This is a genomic window from Kutzneria buriramensis (assembly GCF_003387475.1).
GTDB lineage: Bacteria > Actinomycetota > Actinomycetes > Mycobacteriales > Pseudonocardiaceae > Kutzneria > Kutzneria buriramensis.
Map to the genome: position 1 here is coordinate 670,162 of NZ_QUNO01000002.1, position 25,785 is coordinate 695,946.

The window sequence follows — 25,785 nt, forward strand, 5'->3', positions numbered from 1 at the left end:
ACTGATACTTTGCCGGCATGTTCGACGTGACGCAGCAGATCAACGCCGTGCGCCGCCAGGTCGGCAGCCGCACGCTGGAGGCGGGCGAGGCCAGGACCGTCACCGTCAGCCAGACCTACAAGACCGACATCGACGACCTGTGGGACGCCGTGACCAGCGCCGAGCGCATCGGGCGCTGGTTCCTCCCCGTCACCGGCGACCTCGAGCTCGGCGGCCGCTACCAGCTCGTCGGCAACGCCGGCGGCACTGTCACCGCCTGCCAGCGGCCGACGGCGTTCGACGCCACCTGGGAGATGGGCGACCAGGTCAGCTGGATCGAGGTCCGGCTGAGCACCGTCGACGACGGCGCCCGGTTCGAGCTCCACCACATCGCCGTCGTCGGCGACCACTGGGACACCTACGGCCCCGGCGCGGTCGGCATCGGCTGGGACGGCATGCTGCTCGGCCTGGCCAACCACCTCGCCACCGGCGAGGGCATGAGCCAGGCCGAGGCCGCCGCCTGGATGGCCACCGACGAGGCCAAGGCGTTCTACACCGCCAGCGGCAAGAGCTGGATCGAGGCCGACATCGCGTCCGGCGCCGATCCGGCCAAGGCACAGGAAACCGGCGACCGGACCATCGGCTTCTACACTGGCGCCGCGTGATCGAAGGTTTCCTCCGTCGCCGATACGGGGACCGCGCCACCCCGCCGGTCCTCCTCGGCGCCGGCGAGTGGTCCGCGGCCTACGCCCTCACCCTCGACGGCCGCGAGGTCGTGGCCCGCTTCGGCCAGCACGGCGAGGACTACGCCAAGGACCGCCGCATGGCCCGGCACCGCTCAACCTCCTTGCCCATCCCCGAATTCCTCGACTCCGGGCCCGCCGAGGACGGCTACTTCGCGATCACGCGGCGAGCCCACGGCGACTTCCTCGACGAGCTCGACGGTGACGCCATGCGCAGGGCCCTGCCGGCGACGCTCGCCGTGCTCGACGAGGTCCGCAAGATCGACATCTCCGACACCACCGGCTACGGCTCCTGGCGGCCCGACGGCAACGCCCCGTTCGCCACCTGGGCCGAGGCCCTGCTCGACGTCGTCACCGAGAACGACCGCACCCCCGGCTGGCGGGCCAAGCTGGAGGCCTCGCCCACCGGCGCCGGCCCCTTCGACGAGGCCGCCGCCGCGCTCCGCGAGCTGGCCGAAGACTGCCCCGACCGGCGGCAGATCATCCACGGCGACCTGCTCTACCGGAACGTGCTCACGCGGGACGGCGCCATCACCGCCGTCCTCGACTGGGGCAACTCCCTCTACGGCGACGCCGACTACGACCTGGCCTGGCTGCTCTACTGGTGGCCCTGGTACCCCGCCTGGCGGGACATCGACATCGCCGCGGCGACCGGCCGCGGGCCGTTGCTGGCCTACCAGCTGCACATCGGCCTGGACGCGCAGACCTACTGCGCCCACACCGGCCGCTGGGACGACCTCGCCCGCAACGCCGCCCAGACGCTGGCCCTGATCACGTGAACCATTTCCGGTTCGAAAAACAATTCCGCCGTTGGCGAACTCGGCAATAGCGCCACAGTCCGGAGCGCACCCCGTTTCCGCAGGTCAGCGCGGCTCACAAGGTCGCACGTACTGCTGTGGGCGAACACGGCCGTGCCGCCGAACTCCGCGGCGATCCGCTCGGCTAGAGTGACGAGCAGGAATCAGGAGTCCTGGCTTTCAAGAAGAGGCGGACAGAAGTGGAACACCACGCCAACGCGGACCTCGTGGCGCGCGCCGCGTCCGGGATGAACCTCACCGACTCGGTCTACGAGCGCCTGCTCCGCGACCGGATCATCGTGCTCGGCTCCGAGGTCGACGACGACGTGGCGAACCGGATCGTCGCTCAGTTGCTGCTGCTGACCGCGGAGAACCCCGAAGAGGACATCAAGCTCTACATCAACTCCCCCGGCGGCTCCGTCACCGCGGGCTTCGCGATCTACGACACCATGCAGTTCGTGCAGCCCGACGTGCAGACCTACGCGATGGGCCTGGCCGCGTCGATGGGGCAGTTCCTGCTCTCCTCCGGCGCCCCCGGCAAGCGCTACGCGCTGCCCTACGCCCGGATCATGATGCACCAGCCGTCCGGCGGCGTCGGCGGCACCGCCTCCGACATCAAGATCCGCGCCGAGGTGTACGCGCTGTGGAAGAAGGAGCTGGCCGAGATCACCGCGCGGCAGACCGGCCAGCCGGTCGAGGCCATCATCCGCGACGGTGACCGCGACCGCTGGTTCACCGCCAAGGACGCGCTGGCCTACGGCTTCATCGACCACGTGATCGAGCGCTCGCCCGACCGCATCTGAGCAGTGCGCCGAAGGGGGCTTTCGCTGCGTTCGACGCAGCGAAAGCCCCCTTCGGTGCGTTCGGGGCCGTACCGTCGCCGAGGTGAGCCTGCCCGCGGCGATAATCGACCGCCTCCGCCTGCCCCTGATCGCCGCGCCGATGCTGCGGGTCTCCGGCCCGGAACTCGTCACGGCGGCGTGCACGGCGGGTGTGATCGGCGCGTTCCCCACCGCCAACGCCCGCACCGCCGCCGAGCTCGACGACTGGCTGTCCCGGATCGAGGGGACCACCGGCGCGCCGTACGCCGCGAACCTGATCATCCGCTCCCCGCGTCTGGCCGCCGACCTGCGCGTACTCGTCGAGCACCGGGTCGAGCTGGTGATCACCAGCGTCGGCTCGCCAGCGCCGGTGATCGACCCTTTGCACGAGGTCGGGGCGTTGGTCCTCGCCGACGTCGCCACGCTCCACCACGCCGAGCGCGCGGTCGCGGCCGGGGCCGACGGACTCATCCTGCTCACCGCCGGGGCGGGCGGCCAGACCGGTTGGCTGAACCCGTTCGCCTTCGTCCGGGCCGTGCGGGCCTTCTTCGACGGTCCGGTGGTCCTCGCCGGCGGCATCAGCGACGGCCACGCCCTGCACGCGGCGCGCGCACTCGGGTGCGATCTCGCGTACATGGGGACGAAATTCCTCGCGACCCGGGAGAGTCGCGCCGATCCGGCCTACAAACGAATGGTGGCCGAGGCCGACCTGGACGACATCGTGCTGACGCGGGCCTTCACCGGCCTGCCCACCAGCATGCTCGCCCCCGCCATCCGCGCGGCCGGCCTGGATCCGGCCGCCCTCGACGAGTCCATCTCCCCCGCCGACGCGGACCAGCTCTACGGGCACGGCGGCATCGGCCCTCGCCGCTGGTCGGACGTCTGGAGCGCCGGGCACTCGGTGTCCGGGGTGACCGCCGCGCCGTCGGTGGCCGAGCTCGTCGAGCAGACCGCCACCGAGTTCGCCGAGGCACGGAAGGGATTCTCATGACGCTCACCGGACCGCGCTGGTCGGGGCCGTCGCTCGGCGGGCTGACGCTGCGGGCGCTGCGGCGGCACCCCGAGCAGACCGCCTTCGTCAGCGACTCGGGTGCCCTGACCTACGCCGCGACCGAGGACCTGATCGCACGCTTCCAGCACGTGCTCGCCGCGCGCGGCCTGCGCAAGGGCGACCGCATCGCCGTACTCGGCGGCAATTCCGCCGAGGCGTGGTGCGTAGGGGCGGCGGCGCAGGCGGGCGGCATGGCCGTGTCTTCCTTGCACCCCATGGGATCTCTCGACGACCAGCTGTTCCAGCTCGCCGATCTGGACGCGGCGGCCTGCATTGTCGACGTTCGTGGGCGCGCCGAGCGGGCCGCCGCCCTCGGCGCGAGCGGCGTCCCGGTGTTCACCTTGGGCGGCAACGAAAGCGGGCCGGACCTGCTGGCCGAGGCACACGCGGCGGGTGCCGTCACCGCCAAGGACCTGGCCGACGGCGACGATCCCGCGTTGATCAGCTACACCGGCGGCACCACCGGCCGTCCGAAGGGCGCCCTGCGCCACAACGCCGCCGCCGTGGCCATCGCGCACGGTGTCGTCACCGACTTCGAGATCCCGTTCGGGGCCCGCTACCTCACCGCCGCGCCGATCACGCACGTCGCCGGCACGAAGGTGCTTCCGGTGCTGCTACGCGGCGGAACCGTGTTCCTGCACAACGGTTTCGACCCCACGCGGCTGCTGGCCGCCGTCGCGCGGGAGCGGATCACCATGATCCTCGCCGTGCCCACCATGATCTACGCGCTGCTGGACCACCCGGACTTCGACCGCACCGACCTGAGCTCCCTGGAGCTGCTGCTCTACGGCGCCGCGCCGATGTCGCCGTCCCGCCTCGACGAGGGTCTCGAGCGGCTGGGTCCGGTGTTCTCCCAGCTCTATGGGCAGACCGAGTGCTACCCGATCACCGCCCTGCACCGGCAGGACCACCTCGACCCGAGCCTGCGCGGCTCCTGCGGCGCGCCCGTCGCAGGCGTCCAGGTCACCCTCCTCGATCCGGACGGGAATCCCGTGCCCACCGGCGAACCCGGCGAGATCTGCGCGCGCGGGCCCGCCGCCATGGCCGAGTACTGGCGGCGGCCCGAGCTCACCGCCCAGGCCACCGAGTACGGCTGGCTGCACACCGGCGACGTCGCCCGCGCCGACGACCGCGGCTATCTCACCATCGTCGACCGGATCAAGGACATGATCATCAGCGGCGGCTTCAACGTCTTCCCGCGCGAGGTGGAGGACGCCCTCACCAGCCACCGCGCCGTCGCCACCGCGGCGGTCTTCGGCATCGCCGACGAGAAGTGGGGCGAGGCCGTGACGGCGGCGGTGGTGCTGCGCCCTGGAGCCACCGCGACCGCCGAGGAGCTCATCCAGCACGTCCGCGACCGCAAGGGCGCCGTCCAGGCCCCCAAGGCGGTCCGGTTCTACGACAGCTTCCCGGCGACCGCCGTCGGGAAGATCGACAAACGGGCGCTGAGGCGGGAGTGGCCCGACACGTCAGGTTCGGCGTAGCAGCGACGGGTCGATGTCGGCGGGCGGCTCGCCGGCGCCCATCTCCGACGGGTCGTAGCCGGCGGGATACCCCGGGTAGGTACGGTTGCCGGGATCCCGGGCCAGCACGGAACGCCGCCGCGGCGGCAGCTCCCGGACCAGTGCGGACCGGGCCCGGACGCCGGCCTCGGACAGGGTGGTCAGCCAGCCGGGCGCCGCGGCGAAACCGAAGGCGTCCAACAGGGGGCGGTCCAGCAGCGACCGCAGCGCCGGCCGGATCGCGGGGCGCAGCGCGGGCGGGTACCACGAGCAGAACAGCTCCAGCGTGTACCGGCCGATGGCCGCGTTGTCGTCCGTGTACACGAAGTTCTGCCGCTCGTAGTCCACATTGAACTGTTCGAACTCGGCATAGTCGGCGGGAATGTCGCGAATGGCCATCCGCGCGCCGACCGCGCGGTAGAAGTGGAAGGCGGCCAGGCGTTCCTGTGTGGACAGTCGCCGCCAGCCGAAGCGGTCGAGCCAGCGGATCGGCTCGAACACGAAGGTGGACAGCACGTACAGCATGTCCTCGCCTGCGATCCGGTACCGCCCGTGGGCCCGGTTCACCGACCGCAGGGCGGCCTTGCCGCGCGGCGAGTCGTAGCCGTGCTCCATCATCTCGGCCATGAGCAGCGCGGTGTCGTCGTACCGGCGCTGCGGCCGCAGCTCGAACTCCCGGGTCGCGGCGAGCAGCCGCGAGATCGACGGCACGCAGTACGTCCGGAACAGGGCGAACTCCAGCGACCGCTGGTAGTCCCACGGGAACTCGAACCCGGCGGAGATCCGGTAGATCTCCTGGTGGTCACGCTCGGGGTCCAGCGCGAGGATGCGCCGGAGGTTGTCCCAGCGGCCGCCCGACCCGAGATCCATGGTGTCAGCCCAGCCACTCGCGCAGCGTGCGCACGTCCCCGATCGGGTCCGGCCCGACGGGCGTCACGTTCAGCATCGTCACGCCGGCCGCCCGGTACGCCTCGACCCGCTCCTTGACGTGCCCGGCCGGCCCGACCAGCGAGCTGAGCTCCAGGAACTCGGCCGGCACCGCGGCGGCGGCCTCGTCCTTGCGCCCGGCCAGGTACAGGTCCTGGATGGTCCGCGCCTCGTCCTCGTAGCCGTACCGGCGCATGAGGTCGTTGTAGAAATTGCGGTCCCGCGCGCCCATACCGCCGACGTAGAGCGCGACCATCGGCCGGGCCCATTCGCGCATCGCCGTCACGTCGTCGCCGATCGCCAGCAGACCGCCGGCGACCACGTCCAGCGGCGGCAGGGCGGCGTCGCGCTTGGCGGCGCCGGCGGCCAGCGCGGAACCCCACACGTCGGCGGCCTTCTCCGGCAGGAACAGGGTCGGCAGCCAGCCGTCGGCGATCTCGGCCGTGAGCTGCACGTTCTTGTCGCCCAGCGAGGCCAGGTAGATCGGGATCGAGTCCCGCACCGGCTTGGTGAGCATCTTCAGCGGCTTGCCCAGGCCGTCCGGCAGCGGCAGCCGGTAGATGCCGTCGTGGCTGATCACCTCGCGGCGCCAGATGCGCCGGCACAGGTCGACGACCTCGCGGGTGCGGCCCAGCGGCCGGTCGTAGCGGACGCCGTGCCAGCCCTCGATCACCTGCGGCCCGGACGCACCGAGCCCGAGCAGGGCACGCCCGCCGGACACGGCGTCCAGACCGGCGGCGGTCTGCGCGATCAGGGACGGGGTTCGGGTGTAGATCGGCAGGATCGCGGAGCCGATGAGCAGCCGCTCGGTGCGCGCCGCGAGGTAGCCCATCAGCGTCGGCGAGTCGAAGCCGTAGGCCTCGGCCACCCACACCGCGTCCAGGCCGGCCTGCTCCAGGGCGACCACCTGCTCGATGAGCTGCCTGGCGTCGCCGGCGTACTGCAGGGGCACGCTGAGCCGCATGTCCGACCTCCTCGGGGTGGCGGACATATAATATATCTTATGGCCAGGTCCCTGTCGTCCCGTCCGCAGCTGTCCGACGAGGTCGCCGCGCACCTGCGTGAGGCGATCATGTCCGGCGCGCTGCAACCCGGGCAGTTCGTCCGCCTCGACGCCGTCGCCGCCGAGCTGGGCGTGAGCGTCACGCCGGTCCGCGAGGCGCTGCTGGCGCTGCGCGGCGAGGACATGGTGGAGCTGGAGCCGCGGCGCGGCTTCGTGGTCAGCCCGCTCTCCCGCCGGGACGTCAAGGACATGTTCGGGCTCCAAGCCGACCTGGCCGCCCAGCTGGTCGGGCGGGCCGCCGAGCGGATCACCGACGAGCAGCTGGCGCACGTCGAGCGGGTCGCCGCCGAGCTGGCCGCCGCCGCGGGCCACCAGGAGCTGTCCACGCTGGAGTACGAGTTCCACCGCCTGATCAACAAGGCCGCCGGCTCGCGCAAACTGGCCCGGTTCCTGGACATGGCGACCCGCTACACGCCGGCCCGGGTGTACACCGGCGACCCGGAATGGCGGGTCCAGGTCGTCGCCGACCACGCCGCCATCCTCGACGCGCTGCGCGCCCGGGACGTCGGCGCGGCCCGCGAGGCGGTGTTCCGGCATGTCAAGGACGGTGAACGCCGTTTGCTGCGGCACCTGGACGCGGTCGGCATGTGGCCGACAAGGTGAGCCACCCTCGCGGCGCGACACACCGGTTCCACATGCTGGGAGACCGGCCTTTCCGGTGGTAGGGCCGCCGCACCCTTGCGACGCGAGTGGGAGTGGCCGGACCTTCTGGTCGCACGCCAGCCGACTCCGGTAACCTTGTCGGCGAGGTCGAGAGGCGCTGCAACGGGCTCCGGGCCCGCCACGCTCGGCTTTGTTCCACGACGACAAGGGCGCCTCCCGCGACGGGAGGCTGCTGTGGGCGCAGACGCGCTGAAGGAACTGCTCGAGAGCCGGGTCGTCGTCCTGGACGGCGCCTGGGGCACCATGTTCCAGAATGCGGGACTGAAGCCCGAGGACTACACCGCCGGCCGCTTCGACGACCACACCAAGGACGTCGCCGGCGACCCGGACCTGCTGAACCTCACCCGCCCCGACATCGTGCTGGACGTGCACCGCCAGTACCTCGCGGCCGGCGCGGACATCACCACCACCAACACGTTCACCGCGACCAGCATCGGACAGGCCGACTACGACCTGCAGCACCTGGTCCGCGAGATGAACCTGGAGGCCGCCCGGCTGGCGCGCCAGGCCGCGGACGAGTTCGGCGGCCGGTTCGTGGCCGGCTCGATCGGCCCGCTCAACGTCACGCTGTCGCTGTCGCCCCGGGTCGAGGACCCCGCCTACCGGGCCGTCACCTTCGACCAGGTGCGGGACGCCTACGCCGAGCAGATCAAGGCGCTGGCCGACGGCGGCGTCGACCTGCTGCTGATCGAGACCATCTTCGACACCCTCAACTGCAAGGCTGCCATCGCCGCCGCGCAGGAGGTCGCCCCGCACCTGCCGCTGTGGATCTCGGTGACCATCGTCGACCTGTCCGGCCGGACCCTGTCGGGCCAGACCGTGGAGGCGTTCTGGCGGTCCATCGAGCACGCCAGGCCGCTGGCCGTGGGCGTGAACTGCTCGCTGGGCGCCACCGAGATGCGGCCGCACCTCGTCGAGCTGGCCCGGCTGGCCGACACCTACGTGGCCTGCCACCCCAACGCCGGCCTGCCCAACGCCTTCGGCGGCTACGACGAGACGCCGGCCGAGACCAGCGCGCTGGTGGGCGAGTTCGCCGAGTCGCACCTGGTCAACATCGTCGGCGGCTGCTGCGGCACCACGCCCGCGCACATCGCGAAGATCGCCGAGAAGGTCAAGGGCCTGACGCCGCGGGTGGTGCCGACCGTCGAGCCGACCACCCGGTTCAGCGGCCTGGAGCCGTTCGCGATCGGCCCGGACACCGGCTTCGTGATGATCGGCGAGCGCACCAACGTCACCGGCTCGGCCAAGTTCCGCCGGCTCATCGAGTCGGACAACCACCAGGCCGCCGTGGACGTGGCGCTGGAGCAGGTGCGCGGCGGCGCCAACCTGCTCGACGTCAACATGGACGCCGACCTGCTCGACAGCGAGCAGGCGATGACCACCTTCCTGAACCTGATCGCCACCGAGCCCGAGGTGGCCCGGATCCCGATCATGATCGACAGCTCCCGGTGGAGCGTGCTCGAGGCCGGCCTGCGCTGCGTGCAGGGCAAGGGCGTGGTCAACTCGATCTCGCTCAAGGAGGGCGAGGAGCCGTTCCTGCGGCAGGCCCGCAAGATCCGCGAGTACGGCGCCGGCGTGGTCGTGATGGCCTTCGACGAGCAGGGCCAGGCCGACACCACCGAGCGCAAGGTCGAGATCTGCGCCCGCGCCTACGACCTGCTCACCCAGGAGGTCGGCTTCCCGGCCGAGGACATCATCTTCGACCCGAACGTGCTGGCCGTGGCCACCGGCATCAGCGAGCACAACGGCTACGCCAAGGCCTTCATCGACGCGCTGCCGCTGATCAAGCAGCGCTGTCCCGGCGCGCGCACCAGTGGCGGCATCTCCAACCTGTCGTTCTCCTTCCGCGGCAACGACGTCGTGCGCGAGGCCATGCACTCGGCGTTCCTGTACTACGCCGTGACCGCCGGCCTGGACATGGGCATCGTCAACGCCGGCCAGCTCGCGGTGTACCAGGACATCCCGGCCGACCTGCTCGAACTGGTCGAGGACGTGCTGTTCGACCGGCGCGAGGACGCCACCGACCGGCTGGTGGAGTTCGCCGAGACGGTGCGGGGCAAGGGCACCAAGCGGGTCGTCGACCTGTCCTGGCGCGAGGGCCCGGTCCGGGAGCGGCTGTCGCACGCGCTGGTGCACGGCATCGTGGACTTCATCGAGGACGACACCGAGGAGGCCCGCCAGCAGGCCGCGCGGCCGCTGGAGGTCATCGAGGGTCCGCTGATGGACGGCATGAAGATCGTCGGCGACCTGTTCGGCTCCGGCAAGATGTTCCTGCCGCAGGTGGTCAAGAGCGCGCGGGTGATGAAGCGCGCGGTGGCCTACCTGGAGCCGTTCATGGAGGACGAGAAGGAGCAGCTGCGGCTGTCCGGCGTGCAGGAAGCGGTGCGCGGCAACGGAAAGGTCGTGCTCGCCACCGTCAAGGGCGACGTGCACGACATCGGCAAGAACATCGTCGGCGTGGTGCTGGGCTGCAACAGCTACGACGTGATCGACCTCGGCGTGATGGTGCCGGCGGCCAAGATCCTGGACACCGCCGTGGCCGAGGGCGCCGACGCGATCGGCCTGTCCGGGCTGATCACGCCGTCGCTGGACGAGATGGTGTCGGTGGCCTCGGAGATGCAGCGGCGGGGGCTGAAGCTGCCGCTGCTGATCGGCGGCGCGACCACCTCCCGTCAGCACACCGCGGTGCGGATCGCCCCGGCGTACGAGTCGACCACCGTGCACGTGCTCGACGCCTCCCGGGTCGTCGGCGTCGTGTCCGACCTGCTCGACCCCGAGCGGGCCGAGGTGCTGGCCGAGAACAACGCCGTCGAGCAGGAGCGGCTGCGGGAGCAGCACGCCAACCGCCAGCAGCGGCCGCTGCTCACCGTGGAGCAGGCGCGGGCCAACCGCGAGGTCGTGTCCTTCGACGACCTGCCGGTGCCGCCGTTCACCGGCACCCGCCGCGTGAGCCCGGACCTGGCCACGCTGCGCGAGATGATCGACTGGACGTTCCTGTTCCTGGCCTGGGAGCTCAAGGGCAAGTACCCGGCGATCCTGGAGCAGCCGGTGGCGCGGGAGCTGTTCGACGACGCCAACGCGCTGCTCGACCAGATCATCGCCGACGGCTCGCTGCGGGCCGAGGGCGTGTACGGCTTCTGGCCGGCGCACTCCGACGGCGACGACATCATTCTCGAGGGCGCCCCGGACTTCCCGATGCTGCGGCAGCAGACCGAGAAGCCCGACGGCCGGCCCAACCGGTGCCTGGCCGACTACATCGCGCCCGCCGGCGACCACCTCGGCGGCTTCGCCGTGACCATCCTCGGCGCCGAGGAGCTGGCGGCCAGGTACGAGGCCCTGAACGACGACTACCGGTCGATCATGGTCAAGGCGCTGGCCGACCGGCTCGCCGAGGCGTTCGCCGAGTACATCCACCTCCAGGCGCGGCGCGAGTGGTTCGAGCCGGACGCCCAGCCCGAGCTGGCCGACCTGCACGCCGAACGCTTCCGCGGCATCCGGCCGGCGCTCGGCTACCCCGCCAGCCCCGACCACAGCGAGAAGGCCGACCTGTTCCAGATGCTGGGGGCGTCGGAGTTCGGCATGGCGCTCACCGAGTCGTACGCCATGACCCCGGCGGCCAGCGTCAGCGGCCTCATCTTCGCCCACCCCGAGTCCAAGTACTTCACCGTCGGCCGCCTCGGCCGCGACCAGGTCGAGGACTACGCCCGCCGCCGCAACCTCCCCCTGGCCGAGGTCGAGCGCTGGCTCCGCCCCAACCTCGCCTACGACCCCTCGTAACCCCGGCGAGTCGCGCTCTGGGACAGAGCGAATGCAGGTCTGAGGCAGACCCCCGCGAGTCCCGGTCAGCGTCACACCGAAATGCGGCTTCGGGCAGATGGCGACTGCCGGTCATCCCTGGTCGAAGCAGAGGCAGAAGGGGTGTCCGGCGGGGTCGAACATCACCCGGACGTTGTCCTGCGGCTGGTGCTCGGCCACGGCAGCGCCCAGGGCCACCGCCTCTGCGACCGCCGACTCCAGGTCGGCGACCTGGAAGTCGAGGTGCATCATCGGGCGCTGCTCGCCGTCGACCGGCGGCCACACCGGCGCCCGATAGCCGTCGGCCTGCTGGAACACGAAGAACGGTCCCTGCGGGGAGGCGGCGACGATCGCCGTTCCCGGCTCCTCGTGTCCGACGTGCCACCCAAGGAGCTCGGCGTAGAACTTCGCCAGGCCACTGGGGTCCGGCGCCTCGATCGTCGTCCCCCACCACATGCCGTCCGTGCGCGATCTCATGGCGGTAGCCTCGCACGATCTGCCTGAAACCGTATTTCAGTGTGTCTGTGCTTGTGCCGCGCGTTCCGCGCGGGGCGAGGTCGCCTCTAAGCCGGCCTCTTCCCTTGTCTCGGATCGATCGATGAACAGACTCGATCGATCTGAGCCCGCGGTCCAGAGGCCGGCGCGACCTCGCGCGCGACTCGCGGGGGTCAGGGGTGGTCGGCGTCGAGGGCGGCCAGGGCCTCCTCGACGGCGGGGATGTCCTGGGACTCCAGGGCCGTCAGGATGGGGAGTGCGCGGCGGTAGGAATCGCGGGCGTCCGCGGGGCGACCGGCCCGCAGCTCCGCCAACGCCTTGCCCTGCAACGCATTGGCGATGCCGAAGCGGTCGTTGATGCCCTGCCGGGCCTGCACGGCCTGGTCGTAGTAGTCGATCGCGGCGACGTAGTCCCCGGCGGCGAAATGGATCTCCCCCAACAGGTGCAGCCCGGAACCGACACCGTGCTGGTAGCCGACGTCGTGCCACGCCGCCAACGTGAGCTGCCCGTACTCCAGCGCCTTCTCGTGGTCCCCCATGGCGTTGTACGCCGACGCGGTGCCCTGCAACGCCCACGCCCGGCCCCACGTGTTGCCGATCTCCTCGTACGCCTCGGCGGCGGTCCGCAGCGCCGCCATCGCCTCCGGCAGCTTGCCCATGCTGACGTAGGTGAGCCCGAGCGAGTTGTACGTGATGCCGACGAGCCACTTCTCCTCCGTCTGCGGGAAGAGCTCGATGGCCTGGTGGTAGTACGCCACCGCCTCGTCGTAGCGGCGCAGGTCGTTGGCCACGATGCCCAGCGACGAGTACGCGGACGCCTGCCCGTTCACGTCGCCGTCCAGAACGGCGTGCTCCAGGGAGATCCGGAGCATCTCGTTCCACAGCTCCCATCGCTTGTTGTACACGTACCAGAAACTCGACATGGTCTGCGGCAGCCGCCACGCCACGGCGTGCTCGGAGATCTCCACCGCCCGCCGGATGGCCTCGACGAGATTGGTCTCCTCGGCCATGAACCACGCCCGCGCGTGCTCCGGATCGGGCTGCTCGGGGAAGGTCCAGTGCGCCGGCGGGTCGATGATGTTGTGCACGGGCTTGAACGCCAGCATCTGTCGGTCGGCCTTGTTGGCCGCGTGCATGTACCACCGCACGCCCCGTCGCGCGGCGGCATCCCGCTCGGCGGGAGTCTCGTCGCTGGTGGCCCGCTCCAGCGCGTACACCCGCAGCAGGTCGTGGAACTGGTACCGGCCGTCGGTGCGCAGCTCCAGCAGGTGCGCCCGCACGAGTTCGTCGAGCTGCGCCCGGGTGTCCTCCTCGGTCGCGTCGGCGAGCGCGCCGGCGGCGTGCCGGCTGACGTCGGGCCCGGCGTGCAGGCCGAGCAGCCGGAACAGGCGCTTGGCGGCCGGGCTCAGGGCGTCGTACGACCACGAGAACACCGCCCGCACGCTGGAGGCGGAGTCGTCGCCGGTGTCGAGGGCGTCCAGCCGGAAGTGGGCGTCCCTCAGCTCGTCCACGAACTGCGCCAGCGGCAGGTTCGGGCTGCACCACGCCCGCGCGCCGACGATGCTCAGCGCCAGCGGCAGCCCGGCGCACAGCCCCAGCAGCTCGTCGAACGCCTCCCGCTCCTCCTCGATCCGCTCCGGGCTCAGGTAGCTGGCCAGCAGCGCGGACGAGTCGATCTCGTCGAACAGGCCGAGCGTGAGCTGCCGACCGTCGCCGGTGGCGACGAGGCCGTCCAGGCGGTTGCGGCTGGTCACCAGCACCACGCAGCTCTGGTTGGCCGGCAGCAGCGGCGTGACCTGGTCGGTGGACATGGCGTTGTCCAGCACCATCAGCATCCGCCGGCCGGCGACCACGTTGCGGAGCATGACGCTGCGCTCGGCGGTGGTCTGCGGAATCTTCTCCGACGGCACGCGGAACGCCGACAACAGCGTGTAAAGCGCGTCGTGCGGCGGCAGGGGTTTGTCGGCGACGTCGAATCCGCGCAGATTCAAATAGAGCTGGCCGTCGGGAAACAGGTCCCGGACCAAATGCGACCAGTGCACGGCCAGCGAGGTCTTGCCGATTCCGGCGGTTCCCTCGATGGTGGTGATCACCACCGTGCCGCCGCCACGCAGCGCGCCGGCGGCGGGCAGCAGCGCGTCGAGCCGCCGCAGCTCGTCGCCGCGGCCGGTGAACCGCCGGGTGTCGTGCGGCAGCTGGGACGGCACCACCCGCGGCAGCGCCGGATCCTCGGCCGGCTCGGCGTTGACCAGCGCCTCGTACACGCCGCGCAGCGCCGGCCCGGGCTGCACGCCGAGCCGGTCGTCGAGCAGCCGCGCGCCGGTCTGGTACACGGACTTCGCCTCGCCCAGCCGGCCCTGCTGGTGCAGGGCCCGGATCAGCAGCGCCCGGCTCGACTCGCGCAGCGGGTGGTCGTCCAGCACGTTCTTGAGCTCGGTGACGACCTCGGCCGGCCGGCGCAGCACCAGCAGCAGCTCGGCGCGCTCCTCCACGACGTCCAGCCGCAGCTCGGCCAGCCGCTGCCGCTCCACGTCCGCGAACGGCCCGCCGAGGCCGCCCAGCGGCGTGCCGGACCACAGCGCCAGCGCCTCGTCCAGCTCGGCCAGTCCCGCCTCGTGGTCGCCCGCGACGACCAGCCGCCGCGCGGCCTGCCGGTGCCGGCCGAAGCGCTCCGCGTCCACGCCCTCGGGCCCGACCCGCAGGCTGTAGCCGGAACCGGCGCTGACCAGCACCTGGAACGTCTTGCGGGCGGGCTCGAGCGCTCGGCGCAGGCCGGCGACGTAGGTGTGCACGCTGCCGACCGCGCTGGCCGGCGGCTCGGCGCCCCAGATGGCGTCGATCAGCTCGGCCCGGGAGATCACCTGGTTGGGGTTGGTGGCCAGCACCGCGAGCAGCGCCTGCTGCCGGGGCGGGCCGACCGCCACCTCGTGGTCGTCCAGCCACGCGCGGACGGGCCCGAGCAGGCCGATGCGGAGCCGGCCGAGGGCGGTCTCCTCGATGGTGGTCAACGCGAGGACTCCGTGCGTGGTGAGAGCGGTACCGGTGACGTCACGCTATACCCGGTCGGGTGAGTGAACGGTATTCACTCTGCGCGCGGCGTCACCGCCGCGTCACCGTCGGTCGGCGGACACCGGCCGTTCATTCGCGCGATTTCTTAGCCCGAATTCCGGACAATGCAATTCACGTATACGAACTTCAGTCGACACTGACGTCATCGTGAACCAAGAAGAAGGTCCCGTTCTGTTCACCGACGTGAACACGGAAAACGGTTCATTGACGCGCCCACCACCGCTCTCTAGTTTTCCTGGTCGGAATCAAGCTTCGAGGAGGCAGCTCGATGATTCGAGGCATTACGGCCGTGCTGTTCGCGGCCCTGATCACCGCCGTCGTCGCTCCCGCGGCGGTGGCGGGCGACAACCACCACGACGACTGGCACGTGGTGGACAAGACCACCGTGAGCGCCGCCGTCGGCGGCGAGGGCGTCGCCACGGTCAGACTGCCCGGCCAGCCGGCGCAGCTGCGCTACACCGCGGGCCAGACCATTCCCGCCAACCTGAAGGCCGAGGGCTGGGGGCACATCGGCGACCCCGACTCGCTGCACGGCTACATCTTCGACCCGTACCAGCAGACCACGGCCACCATCACGCAGAAGATGATGCTGGTGACCACGCCGGAGGGCCAGAGCTACGAGTACACGCACACGCTGGCCGGCGACGAGATCGTGCCGAACGCCAACGCCTACACGGCCGTGACGCCGGACGGGCAGTGGCTGGTGTCCAGCGAGCTGGCGCAGGTCGACCGGCTGCTGGTGTTCCCGGCGCCGATCCTGAACAAGTCGGTGCCGGCGGGCGGCGGCAACCTGCCGCTGACGGCGAAGGTGCTGCTGGACAAGCCGGTCCGCAACCTCCAGGGCTGCGACTTCGTCGCGTCGACCCGGCTGATCTGCGCGTCCGACGACTCCAACAACGACATCTACCCCACCAGCAAGCCGATGCTGCAGATCGACCTCCAGCAGCCGTTGCGGGGCCACGATGTGCGGGCCCACGTCACCTCGCTCGGCCAGCTGCCGCTGTCCAGCACCTGCGTCGGCGCCTACACCGCCGAGGGAGTGGACTACGACGTCGTGACCGGTGACCTGCGGGTCGAGGTCGTGCCGCCGAGCCCGTGCAACACCGACGTGACGGTCTACCGCTTCCGTCGCTGACCGCTAGTCACGTCGGATCGCTTCCACCGTGACCGCTGCCCCGGGTTCGACCGGTTCGAAATGGCCGATCCCGGGCAGCACCACCAGCTCCGCGCCGCTCTTGTCGCTGTACCGCCGGGAAAGCTCCAGCGGGACGTGCGTGTCGGCGTCGCCGTGGAGCAGGGTCACGGGCACGGGCGGCGGCACGCGGTTCATCGGGTCCGCCTCCGCCAGCAGACCGAGGTCGCCGCCCAGCAGGAGCGTCACGGCGTTGTCGCTCAACCCGAGCTCGTGCGCCCGCGCGAGGTCGCACAGGCCGCCGACGGACACCACCTTCGCCACGCCCGGACGGTCGGCGGCGAGCAGCGCGAGGTGCCCGCCGGCCGAGTGGCCGACGAGCACGATCCGCTTGCCCGGGAACAGGTCCACCGCCTTGTCCACGCCGGCGTTGACGTCCTGGCTGATCACCGGCCACTCGCCGCCGTTGCCGATGCGCCGGAACTCCACCGAGGCCACCGACAAGCCCTGCGCCAGCAGGTATTCGGCGAACGGCGCCAGGTACGACCGGTCGTAGCGGACGCGCCAGTAGCCGCCGTGCACGAGCACCACAACAGTGTCGGTGTCGTTGTCCCGGACCTCGACGACCTGGTCCGGGTGATCGCCGTAGCTGACCGTTCTCATGCGATGATCTCACCCAGGATCTCGGCCGCGCGCAAGGCGTCCACGAACCTGGTGTAGAGCGGCGTGAAGCCGAAGCGCAGCAGGTCCGGCGGGCGGTGGTCGCCGACCACGCCCCGGCTGATCAGCTGGGCCATAACATCCGAGGCGTCCACACAGGACAGTGACACCTGGCTGCCACGCTCGTCGCCCTGCGGCGTCACGCTCGTCGCCGCCGGCGCGAGCTCCTGCACGCACTCGACGAAGAACTCGGTGAGTTGCAGGCTCTTCGCCCGCAGCTGGTGCAGGTCGACGCCGTCCCAGACGTCCAGCGCCGCGTCCAGGGTCAGCAGCGACACGATCTCCGGCGTGCCGGCGCGGGCCTTGGCGATGCCTTCCGCCGCAACGTATTCCGCGTCCATCGCGAACGGGTCGCGGTGCGAGCACCAGCCGCCGAGGGGCTGGTCCAGCAGCGGCAGCAGATCCGGCCGGATCGCGAAGTACGCCGGCGCGCCCGGGCCGCCGTTGAGGTACTTGTACGTGCAGCCGACCGCGAAATCCACGTTGTGCAACGAGATGTCCACCGGCAGCGCGCCGGCGCTGTGCGACAGGTCCCAGATCACGCGCGCGCCGGCGTCGTGCGCGGCGGCGGTCAACACCCCCATGTCGTGCAGGCGGCCCGAGCGGTAGTCCACATGGTTGAGCAGCACCACGGATGTGTGGCTGTCCAGCGTGTCCGGCACGTGCTGGGGGTTCACCGGCCGGATCGAGCACCCGGTCAGGCGTGCCGCCGACTCGGCGATGTAGCCGTCGGTGGGAAATGTCGTGGCGTCGACGAGGATCTCGCTGCGGCCCGGGTTCATCCGGACGGCCGACACCACCGCCCGGAAGACGTTGACGCTGGTCGAGTCGCCGACCACGACATGGCCCGGGGCCGCGCCGATCAGCGGCGCGATGCGGTCGCCGATCCGTTCCGGCGCGTCCCACCAGCCGCCCTCGGTCCACGAGCGGATGCACAGCCGGCCCCACTGCCGGGTCAGGACGTCCGCCACCCTGGCCGGCACGTGCCGGGGCAGCGCGCCCAGCGAGTTGCCGTCCAGGTAGATCACGCCGTCGTCCAGGTCGAACAGGTCGCGGCGGCCGGCCAACGGGTCGCCGGCGTCGAGTTTCGCGGCGCGCTCGGCGAGATCAGACATGGCTGCGTGCCGTCCAGATCTCGGGGAACACGACCTTGCCGGCCCGCTTCTCCAGCCACGCCACGCCGGCCGAGCCGCCGGTGCCGGGCTTGGCCCCCATCGCGCGGCGGGTGGCGAGCAGGTGGTCCGTGCGCCAGCGGCCGACCAGCTCCGCCACGTCCGTCAACGCTTCTCCCAGTGTCACCAGCTCATCATGGCGTGGATCCTGGTAGATCTCAGCCCAGACGGCCTCGACGGCGGCATTCTCCTGGTAGCGCTGGGAGACGTCCCGGTGCAGCACGTCGTCCGGGATGGCGAAGCCGCGGCGGTGCAGGTAGGCGAGCACCTCGTCGTACAGGCTGGGCTCGTGCAGGGCCTTCTCCAGCTCCGCGTGCACGGCGGGGACCGCCTTGTGCGGCTGGAGCAGGCTGGCGCTCTTGTCGCCGAGCACGAACTCCAGCTGGCGGAACATCGCCGACTGGAAGCCCGAGCCCTCGCCGAGCGCCGAGCGGTAGGAGTTGAACTGGCCGGGCGTCAGCGACGCGATCGGCTGCCAGGAGGCGTTGAGCGCCCGCAGCGTCGGGTGGCTGCGCCTGAGCGCCGCCAGCGCGTCGCCGAGGCGGTCCTGGCGCAGCGCGTCGCGGGCGGTGCGCCACTCGTGGACGAGCAGTGTGAACCACAGTTCCATCACCTGGGTGGTGATCAGGAACGCCATCTCGGCCGGGTCGTCCGACCAGGGTTGCTGCAGGGACGTCAGCACCGAGGCGTGCACGTACTGGTCGTACGGGCTCGCCTCCGCGAACTCCAGCTTCGGCTCGGTCATCACCCGTTCATCGTCGCTCGATCGGGTGAGGTTCGGAATGGGCGTCGCGGCAGGTCAACCGCCATTTCCATGCTGATCGTAAAGTCGGGAACGGTTCCGACTTACACTCGTGAGATGGAGCTGGACAACCTCGACTGGGGCCTGCTCACCGAGCTCCAGTCCGACGCCCGGACCTCGTTCAACGAGCTCGCCCGCCGCCTCGGCGTGTCCGCCCCGACGGTCGCGCAGCGGGTGCGCCGGCTGGAGGAGGCGGGCGTGATCACCGGCTACCGCGCCACCGTCGACGTCTCGGCGGTGGGTCTCGGCGTGCAGGCGCTGGTGTCCATGCGGTGCTACGGGCCGCGCTGCATCACCCTGCAACCCGAGCGGGTCGCCGACTTCGCCGAGATCCTGTCCATCGTGCGGCTCACCGGCGACGTGTGCTCCGTCGTGCACATCGCCGCCAAGGACGTGCAGCAGCTCACCGCCGTGCTGGAACGCCTGTGGGGCTACGGCGAGACCTCCAGCGCCATGATCCTTTCCTGGCCCGTGCCGCCGCGTGCCGTCACGAGGGCGGCCCTGGGGGCGTGACGGCTCAGTCCAGGTGCCGGAGCTCCGGCCACATCCGGGCCCACGTGCCGCGCGGCTGCTGGCAGCGGTAGATGGTGGCGTGGTTGACGATCTCCTCGTTCTGGATGCCGTCCGGCAGCGAGATCTGCTTGATCACCCCGACGTATCCCCAGGCCCGCTTGAGATCGTCGGCGGTGAACTCGCCGACGCAGAGCACGGTCGGCGACGTTCCCGGCGGCGGGCCCCAGTCGCCGTACGCGTTGTGTCCACTGTAGACGTTCTGGAAGCCGCCGAGCATCGTGAGGGCGCCGGCCTCGCCGTAGTTGCTGGTGAAGATCGGGGTGTCCGGCGGCATGGCCTTCTCCGCCTGCGCCACCTGATCGACGAACTCGGGCCAGCCGTAGGTCTCGACCGGCTCGGGATCGACGGCGCGCAGGTGGGTCTGCACGGACGGCGGCAGGATCGGCAGCGTGAGAAAGATGGCGACGACGCCGGAGACGACGATCGCCCGCGGCCAGCCCTTCGACGGCTTCTCGTACGAGCCGATCCTGGTTGCCCCGGCGGCGAACAGTGGCGCGAGAACCGGTGCGGTGTAGTAGGACTTGCCGCCGGCCAGGGTGAACACGACCGCCGTGACGATCGCGGCGACCAGCAGCCAGCGGTACTCCCCCTTGGCCAGCCACCGCGCGCCGAGCACCCAGATCCCGACGATCGGCGGCCCCGCGATGAGCAGCGCCAGCACCACCAGCTGAACCACCGACCCGAGCGTGCCGCCCGTCCGGTGCGACAGCACGGCCGCCATCTCGAATTCGGGCCACCCGTTGGCGAAGTCCCACACGATGTTCGGCAGCGCGACCAGCAACGCCAGGCTCGCCGCCAGCCACGGCCCACGTGTGCGGAGCACGTCCCGCCGGTACAGCAGGAGGCCGATGCCGATGCCGGCCAGCAGCACGGCCACCGTGTCCTTGTTCTCCATGCCGACACCGGCGATCAGCCCCGGCACCAGCCAGGCCTTGACGGTGCCGATCCGCAGCGCACGGGCCGTGGTCAGGAAAACCGCGATCCAGACCACCTGGTCCAACACGGTCGTACCGAACAACAGCGACGCCCCCACGAACACCGGGCACGCCGCGATGCACCCCGCCGCCAACACCTGCGCGCGTCGGTTTCCGCCCAGTTCGGCCGCCAGCATCGCCGTCAGCAGCACGCATCCCACCTGCGCGGCGATCGCCAGAATCCGTAACACGAACAGATTGCCGGCCAGCGCCGCCAGCAGCGGCGTCAGCGGCGGTTGGTCGATATAGCCGAACGCCGGGTGTTGGCCCGAGGTCACGTAGTAGAGCTCGTCACGGTGCCAGCCGTAGCGCAGCGCCACGGCGAGATGCACCACCGCCGCGATGGCCGCGACGATCAGGACCGGACGCCACCCCACGTTCCGCATGGCCGCCGATCATGCCCCGCGAGCGGCCGCTTGACCATGCCCCTGCGGAAGGAGTCCCCGACCCGGTAGAACTGTCGAGACGATCTCCAGAAGGAAGGTGCGGGGGGGTATGGACAAGGTTTGGCTGATCACGGGCGCATCGTCCGGATTCGGGCGGTCCATCGCGGAGGCGGCGCTCGCCGCCGGCGACCACGTCGTGGCCAGCGCGCGGCGGCCGGCGGCGCTGGCGGACCTGGTGGCCGAATACCCGGACCGGGTATTGGCGCTGGAACTCGACGTCACCGACGCCGAGCGGATCCCCGCCGCGGTGGCGGAGGCCGCGCAGTGGCGTGGCCGGCTCGACGTGTTGGTCAACAACGCCGGATACGCGCTGGTCGGCGCGGTCGAGGAGAACACCGACGCCGAGCTGCGCGGCATGCTGGAGGTGATGTTCTTCGGCGCGGCCGCGGTGACGCGCGCGGTGCTGCCGCACATGCGCGGCCAGGGCGCCGGGGCCATCGTGCAGATCAGCAGCCTGGGCGGGCAGCTGTCGTTCGCCGGCTACTCCGCCTACTCCGCCGCCAAGTTCGCGCTCGAGGGGCTGTCCGAGGCGCTGGCCGACGAGGTGAACCCGCTCGGCATCAAGGTCATGATCGTGGAGCCGGGCGCGTTCCGGACCGGCCTCCAGAACGGCTTCGCCCGGTCCACGCCGATGCCGGCGTACGAGGACACCGTCGGGGCGACCGCCACCGCGGCGGCCGCGTCCGACGGCGCGCAGCCCGGCGACCCGGCCAAGGCCGCCGCCGCGATCATCGCCGCGCTGGACGCCGACAACACCCCGCTCCGGCTGCCGCTCGGCAACGACGCCGTGGACATGCTCGCCGCCCACTCCGACCGGTTCCGGCGTGAGCTCGCGGCGTGGGAGAAGGTCAGCCGCGGCACCGATTTCGACTGATGGGCCGACCGGGCCGCACGCGTCTCCCCCTTGGCGTTGCTCGACGCGTGCGGCCCGGTCAGCCGGCTCACGGCCGGTGCTGTCGCCCGGTGGAGCAGGAGTCGTGGCCGACGTAGCCGGCGGCCGACGCGTAGTTGTAGCCGGCGACGTCCGGGGTGTTCGCGGAGGTCTGGCCGGCCTTGATGGACGCCTGGGTGCTGCCGAGCCAGCCGCCGAGCAGGTCGTCGCGCCACCAGATCTTGACCACGTCCCCCGGCGAGCCGTTGGTGATCTGGGCGTGCCACAGCCCGGCGCTGATGTTCCACCACAGGTTCACGTGCCGTGGCGGCTGGTTCTGGTGCGGCACGTCGCACTGGGCGACCAGCTTGTACACGGCCTGCGGCGCGGCGGCCGCCTGGGGCGCCAGCGCGACCGCAGCCAGCGCGACCGCCGGCACCACGAATCGTGCCTTCCTCGAAAGACCGAACATCGACTGCTTCCCTCGTTAGGCTGACGGGTACGTCCGGCAGCACATCAGCGCCGGCCGCCGGGCGGCCACTGATTCGAACCACGTCGAAGACGATCACGGGGGAAGCGGTGTGATCCAGGTCCGGCTGTCGGCGACGGGGCTCGCCGCCGCGAGATTCGCGGTCTCTCCCCTGTACGAGACGATGGGCCTGCTGATGGCGCTGCGCGCCCGCCGGGGCGGTTTCGACGCCGAGCGCCGGCGTCCGCGCGTCGGCCGGGCGATCGACGGCGGCGGGCTGGACCTGCTCGCGTCGATCACCCTCGTGCACCACGCGAGCCGCCACTACGTGCCGGACTTCCTCACCCCGGATCCGGTCGCGCCCGGCGGCAGCGTCGAGGCCGAGCTGCACGCGGTCGCCACCACCGACACCTCGCGGGTGCGGGCCGAGCTGGACATTCTCACCGCCGGCCGGCGGCTCCGCGGCGACAGCGGAATCGTCGGGCGGGAGCTGCCGCGGCTGGTGTCCGACGCCGTCCAGACCGGTGAGCGGGACTTCGCCGAGCGCGTCGCCGGCGAGCTCGACGTCGTCTGGCGGACCGTGCTCGCGCCGGAGTGGCCGCGCATGCGGGCCCGCCTGGAGCAGGACATCGCACTGCGCGGGCATTCCCTGGCGCGTGAGGGCCTCGCGGGCACGGTCGGTTCGCTCGCCCCGTCACTCGACCTGACCGACGGCGTCCTGACGGCCGCGAGTCGCTACGAGGTGGACGTCACCGCGGACAGCGTCGTGTTCGTACCCACCGCGTTCCACCGGCCGACCGTCGTCGTCGACCCCTGCCCGGTGCCGGTGCGCCGGTCGCCGGTGGTGCTCTACCCCGCCGTGCCGGCGACCCCGAGCCGGGGCGAGGATCTGGCCGGGGCGGTCGGCCGCACCCGGGCTCGGTTGCTCGACGAACTCGCCACGCCGCGGTCCACCGGCGAGCTCGCCGAGCGGTTGGGACTCAGCGCGAGCACGGTGTCGTACCACCTACAGGGCCTGCTGCGCGCCGGACTCGTCACCCGCGTCCGGCGCTCCCGAACCGTGTACTACCACCGTGAGCAATCTGCCTGAAACCTACATTCGGTGTGTCTGAGAGCGCGACTCGCGGGGGTTCTTCAGGAACGGGTCGCCAGCGAGCGGAGGAAGAAGGCGACGTTGGCGGGGCGCTCGGCGAGGCGGCGCATGAAGTAGCCGTACCACTGGTCGCCGTAGGGGACGTAGACCCGCAGCGTCTTGCCCTCGGCGGCGATCGCGCGCTGGGCGTCGGGGCGGACGCCGTAGAGCATCTGGTGCTCGTAGGTGTCGGTGCGGCGGCCGGCGGCGAGGTCGGCGGCGATGGCGACCAGACGCGGGTCGTGCGAGGCGACCATCGGGTAGCCGGCGCCGTCCATCAGGATCCGCAGGCACCGCACGTACGACCGGTCGACCTCCGACTTGTCCTGGTACGCAACGGATTCCGGCTCCTTGTACGCGCCCTTGCACAGCCGCACCCGCGACCCGGCGCCGGACAGGTCCCGGCAGTCCTGCTCGGTCCGCCGCAGGTACGCCTGGAGCACCGCGCCGGTGGACGGGAAGTCGACCCGCAGGTCGGAGAGGATGCCGAGGGTGGAGTCCGTGGTGGTGTGGTCCTCCATGTCCAGCGTCACGGTGGTGCCGACGGCCGCGGCCGCCTCGCAGATCAGCCGCGCGTTGTCCAGGGCGATCTTCTCGCCGTCCTTCGGCAGCGACTGGCCGACCGCGGACAGCTTCACCGAGACCTCGGCGCTGCCGGCCAGATCCGCCGCGCCGAGCGCGTCGAGCAGGCCCTCGTAGGCGTGCACGGTGGCGGCGGCCTGCGCGGCGTCGGTGGTGTCCTCGCCGAGGTGGTCGAGCGTGACCTTGCGCCCGTCGGCGACGAGCGTCGAGGTCACCTCGACCGCCTCACGCAGCGAGGAACCGGCCACGAACCTGCGCACCACCGGCTTGGCCAGCGGGGTGCGCTCGACGAGCTGCCGGGCCTGCGGCGAGCGGGCGGCGGCCAGCAAGGCGGTGCGCAGCATGGCGTTCCTCCTGTTCCCTGAGATCTCAGCCCTGGTGCGGGTGGCGGACGACGGTCGGCGCGACGAAGGTCTCCTTCACCGACCGCGGGCTGACCCAGCGCAGCAGGTTGTGCACGGAGCCGGCCTTGTCGTTGGTGCCGGACGCCCGGCCGCCGCCGAACGGCTGCTGGCCGACGACCGCGCCGGTGGGCTTGTCGTTGACGTAGAAGTTGCCGGCGGCGAAGCGCAGCGCCTCGGACGCCTTGACCACCGCGGAGCGGTCGTCGGCGATGATCGAGCCGGTCAGCGCGTACGGCGACGCGGAGTCCACAGTGGACAGAACCGAGTCGAAGTCGTTGTCCTCGTACACATGCACGGCCAGCACCGGCCCGAAGAACTCGGTCCGGAACACGTCGTGCGAGGGGTCCTCGCCCACGAGCACGGTCGGCCGCACGAAGTAACCGTCGGAGTCGTCGGCGCTGCCGCCGGCGATGACCTCCAGCTTGCTGTCGCAGCGGGCCCGGTCCAGCACGCCGGCGAGCTTGTCGTACGAGCGGCGGTCGATCACCGCGCCCATGAAGTTGCTCAGGTCGGTGACGTCGCCCATGGTCAGCGCCTCGGTCTCGGCGACGAGGTCGTCACGCAGCCGCGCCCACACCGAACGCGGGACGTACGCGCGGGAGGCGGCGGAGCACTTCTGGCCCTGGTACTCGAAAGCGCCGCGGACCAGCGCGGTGCGCAGCACGTCCAGGTCGGCCGACGGGTGCGCGAGCACGAAGTCCTTGCCGCCGGTCTCGCCGACCAGCCGCGGGTAGCTGCGGTAGTTGGCGATGTTGGCGCCGACGGTGGACCACAGGTGCTGGAACGTCCTGGTGGAACCGGTGAAGTGGATGCCGGCCAGGTCGGGGTCGGCCAGCGCCACCTCGGAGACGGCCAGGCCGTCGCCGGTCAGCAGGTTGATCACGCCCGGCGGCATGCCGGCCTGCTCCAGCAGCCGCATGGTCAGGTGCGCGGCGAACGTCTGCGTCGGTGAAGGCTTCCACAGCACCACGTTGCCCAGCAGCGCCGGCGCGGTCGGCAGGTTGCCGGCGATGGCGGTGAAGTTGAACGGCGTGATCGCGTAGACGAAGCCCTCGAGCGGGCGGTGGTCGGTGCGGTTCCACACGCCCTTCGAGGACTCCGGCTGCTTGGCCTGCAGCTCGCGGGCGAAGGCCACGTTGAAGCGCCAGAAGTCGGCAAGCTCGCAGGCGGAGTCGATCTCGGCCTGGATGGCGGTCTTGGACTGGCCGAGCATGGTGGCCGCGTTCAGCGTCGCGCGCCACGGGCCGGACAGCAGGTCGGCGGCGCGCAGCAGGATCGCGGCCCGCTCGTCGAACGGCAGCGCCTGCCACGCCGGCGCGGCGGCCTTGGCGGCGGCGATCGCGTCGCGGGTGTCGGCCTGGGTGGCGCCGGCGAACGTGCCGAGCACGGCGCGGTGGTTGTGCGGCTGCACGACGTCCACGCGCTCGCCGCCGCCCATCCGGCGCTCGCCGCCGATGGTCAGCGGCAGCTCGATCTGGTCCTTGGCCAGCTCGACCAGCTTCGCCTCCAGCTCGGTCCGCTCCGGGCTGCCCGGGGCGTACTGGAGCACCGGCTCGTTCACGGGGGTCGGGACCTGCGTCACGGCATCCACTGGCGCGCTCCT

Annotated in this window: 22 protein-coding genes; 11 read left to right on the plus strand and 11 right to left on the minus strand. The window is 71.3% G+C overall.

The window, feature by feature from the left end; all coding sequences use genetic code 11:
- The first annotated feature begins 17 nt into the window (after positions 1 to 17).
- From BCF44_RS55360 to BCF44_RS07730, 5 genes are all read left to right on the plus strand, one after another.
- The gene (locus tag BCF44_RS55360; protein WP_116173420.1) at positions 18 to 644 is read left to right on the plus strand and encodes an SRPBCC family protein; all 627 of its coding nucleotides are present in this window, start codon (positions 18 to 20) and stop codon (positions 642 to 644) included.
- On the plus strand, positions 641 to 1,501 hold the full coding sequence (locus BCF44_RS55365; RefSeq protein WP_170217384.1) for a phosphotransferase family protein: 861 nt from the start codon (positions 641 to 643) through the stop codon (positions 1,499 to 1,501). The genes BCF44_RS55360 and BCF44_RS55365 overlap by 4 nt, the downstream gene beginning before the upstream one ends.
- Before the next feature lie 218 nt (positions 1,502 to 1,719).
- Complete coding sequence (locus BCF44_RS07720) at positions 1,720 to 2,322, plus strand: ATP-dependent Clp protease proteolytic subunit (RefSeq protein ID WP_116173421.1); 603 nt, start codon at positions 1,720 to 1,722, stop codon at positions 2,320 to 2,322.
- A gap of 82 nt (positions 2,323 to 2,404) precedes the next feature.
- Positions 2,405 to 3,331, plus strand: coding sequence for an NAD(P)H-dependent flavin oxidoreductase (locus BCF44_RS07725; protein ID WP_246014878.1), 927 nt, complete (start codon positions 2,405 to 2,407; stop codon positions 3,329 to 3,331).
- Positions 3,328 to 4,875 carry an AMP-binding protein gene (locus BCF44_RS07730; protein WP_116173422.1) on the plus strand — a complete coding sequence of 516 codons (1,548 nt, stop codon included), beginning with the start codon at positions 3,328 to 3,330 and terminating at the stop codon, positions 4,873 to 4,875. Before BCF44_RS07725 ends, BCF44_RS07730 begins: the two co-directional genes overlap by 4 nt.
- Here BCF44_RS07730 and BCF44_RS07735 read toward each other — a convergent pair.
- A complete protein-coding gene (locus tag BCF44_RS07735; RefSeq protein WP_116173423.1) occupies positions 4,861 to 5,763 on the minus strand; it encodes an oxygenase MpaB family protein in 903 nt (300 codons plus the stop codon). The genes BCF44_RS07730 and BCF44_RS07735 overlap by 15 nt on opposite strands.
- Positions 5,764 to 5,767: 4 nt before the next feature.
- Positions 5,768 to 6,784, minus strand: coding sequence for an LLM class F420-dependent oxidoreductase (locus BCF44_RS07740; protein WP_116173424.1), 1,017 nt, complete (start codon positions 6,782 to 6,784; stop codon positions 5,768 to 5,770).
- Positions 6,785 to 6,823: 39 nt separating this feature from the next.
- Here BCF44_RS07740 and BCF44_RS07745 point away from each other — a divergent pair, with 39 nt between their 5' ends.
- Both BCF44_RS07745 and metH read left to right on the plus strand, forming a co-directional pair.
- Positions 6,824 to 7,486 carry a GntR family transcriptional regulator gene (locus tag BCF44_RS07745; protein ID WP_116173425.1) on the plus strand — a complete coding sequence of 221 codons (663 nt, stop codon included), beginning with the start codon at positions 6,824 to 6,826 and terminating at the stop codon, positions 7,484 to 7,486.
- 234 nt (positions 7,487 to 7,720) lie between these two features.
- Positions 7,721 to 11,323, plus strand: coding sequence for a methionine synthase (gene metH, locus BCF44_RS07750; RefSeq protein WP_116173426.1), 3,603 nt, complete (start codon positions 7,721 to 7,723; stop codon positions 11,321 to 11,323).
- A gap of 111 nt (positions 11,324 to 11,434) precedes the next feature.
- On the opposite strand, the gene BCF44_RS07755 is transcribed toward metH, so the two are convergent.
- Both BCF44_RS07755 and BCF44_RS07760 read right to left on the minus strand, forming a co-directional pair.
- A complete protein-coding gene (locus tag BCF44_RS07755; RefSeq protein WP_246014879.1) occupies positions 11,435 to 11,818 on the minus strand; it encodes a VOC family protein in 384 nt (127 codons plus the stop codon).
- A gap of 191 nt (positions 11,819 to 12,009) precedes the next feature.
- A complete protein-coding gene (locus BCF44_RS07760) occupies positions 12,010 to 14,844 on the minus strand; it encodes an AfsR/SARP family transcriptional regulator (RefSeq protein ID WP_116173428.1) in 2,835 nt (944 codons plus the stop codon).
- 329 nt (positions 14,845 to 15,173) lie between these two features.
- Here BCF44_RS07760 and BCF44_RS07765 point away from each other — a divergent pair, with 329 nt between their 5' ends.
- Positions 15,174 to 16,040 (plus strand): hypothetical protein, encoded by an 867-nt coding sequence (locus BCF44_RS07765; RefSeq protein ID WP_147328426.1) that lies wholly within the window; start codon positions 15,174 to 15,176, stop codon positions 16,038 to 16,040.
- Positions 16,041 to 16,043: 3 nt separating this feature from the next.
- On the opposite strand, the gene BCF44_RS07770 is transcribed toward BCF44_RS07765, so the two are convergent.
- The 3 genes from BCF44_RS07770 to BCF44_RS07780 are packed head-to-tail and all read right to left on the minus strand — an operon-like array spanning position 16,044 to position 18,674.
- Complete coding sequence (locus tag BCF44_RS07770; RefSeq protein WP_116173430.1) at positions 16,044 to 16,700, minus strand: alpha/beta hydrolase family protein; 657 nt, start codon at positions 16,698 to 16,700, stop codon at positions 16,044 to 16,046.
- Positions 16,697 to 17,872 (minus strand): kynureninase, encoded by a 1,176-nt coding sequence (gene kynU / locus BCF44_RS07775; protein ID WP_116173431.1) that lies wholly within the window; start codon positions 17,870 to 17,872, stop codon positions 16,697 to 16,699. The genes BCF44_RS07770 and kynU overlap by 4 nt, the downstream gene beginning before the upstream one ends.
- Positions 17,865 to 18,674 (minus strand): tryptophan 2,3-dioxygenase, encoded by an 810-nt coding sequence (locus BCF44_RS07780; protein ID WP_116173432.1) that lies wholly within the window; start codon positions 18,672 to 18,674, stop codon positions 17,865 to 17,867. Before BCF44_RS07780 ends, kynU begins: the two co-directional genes overlap by 8 nt.
- Positions 18,675 to 18,788: 114 nt before the next feature.
- On the opposite strand from BCF44_RS07780, the gene BCF44_RS07785 reads away from it, so the two are divergent.
- Positions 18,789 to 19,244, plus strand: coding sequence for an Lrp/AsnC family transcriptional regulator (locus BCF44_RS07785; protein WP_211352925.1), 456 nt, complete (start codon positions 18,789 to 18,791; stop codon positions 19,242 to 19,244).
- Positions 19,245 to 19,248: 4 nt separating this feature from the next.
- On the opposite strand, the gene BCF44_RS07790 is transcribed toward BCF44_RS07785, so the two are convergent.
- Entirely contained in the window at positions 19,249 to 20,664 is a 1,416-nt protein-coding gene (locus tag BCF44_RS07790; protein ID WP_116173433.1) for an ArnT family glycosyltransferase, read from the minus strand.
- A gap of 109 nt (positions 20,665 to 20,773) precedes the next feature.
- On the opposite strand from BCF44_RS07790, the gene BCF44_RS07795 reads away from it, so the two are divergent.
- The gene (locus tag BCF44_RS07795) at positions 20,774 to 21,598 is read left to right on the plus strand and encodes an oxidoreductase (RefSeq protein WP_116173434.1); all 825 of its coding nucleotides are present in this window, start codon (positions 20,774 to 20,776) and stop codon (positions 21,596 to 21,598) included.
- 67 nt (positions 21,599 to 21,665) lie between these two features.
- Here BCF44_RS07795 and BCF44_RS07800 read toward each other — a convergent pair whose 3' ends face one another.
- On the minus strand, positions 21,666 to 22,067 hold the full coding sequence (locus BCF44_RS07800; RefSeq protein ID WP_147328427.1) for a hypothetical protein: 402 nt from the start codon (positions 22,065 to 22,067) through the stop codon (positions 21,666 to 21,668).
- A 109-nt stretch (positions 22,068 to 22,176) separates the two neighbouring features.
- Between BCF44_RS07800 and BCF44_RS07805 the strand changes: the two genes are divergently transcribed.
- A complete protein-coding gene (locus tag BCF44_RS07805; protein ID WP_116173436.1) occupies positions 22,177 to 23,154 on the plus strand; it encodes an ArsR/SmtB family transcription factor in 978 nt (325 codons plus the stop codon).
- 44 nt (positions 23,155 to 23,198) lie between these two features.
- On the opposite strand, the gene BCF44_RS07810 is transcribed toward BCF44_RS07805, so the two are convergent.
- Entirely contained in the window at positions 23,199 to 24,122 is a 924-nt protein-coding gene (locus BCF44_RS07810) for a proline dehydrogenase family protein (protein WP_116173437.1), read from the minus strand.
- Between the two features lie 25 nt (positions 24,123 to 24,147).
- A complete protein-coding gene (gene pruA / locus BCF44_RS07815) occupies positions 24,148 to 25,773 on the minus strand; it encodes an L-glutamate gamma-semialdehyde dehydrogenase (protein WP_116173438.1) in 1,626 nt (541 codons plus the stop codon).
- Between the last annotated feature and the right edge of the window lie 12 nt (positions 25,774 to 25,785).

What these genes read in the sequence shown, in the direction of transcription:
- BCF44_RS55360 (WP_116173420.1), top strand. Translation starts at nt 18, where the DNA reads ATGTTCGACGTGACGCAGCAGATCAACGCCGTGCGCCGCCAGGTCGGC.
- BCF44_RS07730 (WP_116173422.1), top strand. Translation starts at nt 3,328, where the DNA reads ATGACGCTCACCGGACCGCGCTGGTCGGGGCCGTCGCTCGGCGGGCTG.
- BCF44_RS07735 (WP_116173423.1), bottom strand. Translation starts at nt 5,763, where the DNA reads ATGGATCTCGGGTCGGGCGGCCGCTGGGACAACCTCCGGCGCATCCTC.
- BCF44_RS07740 (WP_116173424.1), bottom strand. Translation starts at nt 6,784, where the DNA reads ATGCGGCTCAGCGTGCCCCTGCAGTACGCCGGCGACGCCAGGCAGCTC.
- BCF44_RS07745 (WP_116173425.1), top strand. Translation starts at nt 6,824, where the DNA reads ATGGCCAGGTCCCTGTCGTCCCGTCCGCAGCTGTCCGACGAGGTCGCC.
- BCF44_RS07755 (WP_246014879.1), bottom strand. Translation starts at nt 11,818, where the DNA reads ATGAGATCGCGCACGGACGGCATGTGGTGGGGGACGACGATCGAGGCG.
- BCF44_RS07765 (WP_147328426.1), top strand. Translation starts at nt 15,174, where the DNA reads ATGATTCGAGGCATTACGGCCGTGCTGTTCGCGGCCCTGATCACCGCC.
- BCF44_RS07770 (WP_116173430.1), bottom strand. Translation starts at nt 16,700, where the DNA reads ATGAGAACGGTCAGCTACGGCGATCACCCGGACCAGGTCGTCGAGGTC.
- kynU (WP_116173431.1), bottom strand. Translation starts at nt 17,872, where the DNA reads ATGTCTGATCTCGCCGAGCGCGCCGCGAAACTCGACGCCGGCGACCCG.
- BCF44_RS07780 (WP_116173432.1), bottom strand. Translation starts at nt 18,674, where the DNA reads ATGACCGAGCCGAAGCTGGAGTTCGCGGAGGCGAGCCCGTACGACCAG.
- BCF44_RS07785 (WP_211352925.1), top strand. Translation starts at nt 18,789, where the DNA reads ATGGAGCTGGACAACCTCGACTGGGGCCTGCTCACCGAGCTCCAGTCC.
- BCF44_RS07790 (WP_116173433.1), bottom strand. Translation starts at nt 20,664, where the DNA reads ATGCGGAACGTGGGGTGGCGTCCGGTCCTGATCGTCGCGGCCATCGCG.
- BCF44_RS07795 (WP_116173434.1), top strand. Translation starts at nt 20,774, where the DNA reads ATGGACAAGGTTTGGCTGATCACGGGCGCATCGTCCGGATTCGGGCGG.
- BCF44_RS07800 (WP_147328427.1), bottom strand. Translation starts at nt 22,067, where the DNA reads ATGTTCGGTCTTTCGAGGAAGGCACGATTCGTGGTGCCGGCGGTCGCG.
- BCF44_RS07810 (WP_116173437.1), bottom strand. Translation starts at nt 24,122, where the DNA reads ATGCTGCGCACCGCCTTGCTGGCCGCCGCCCGCTCGCCGCAGGCCCGG.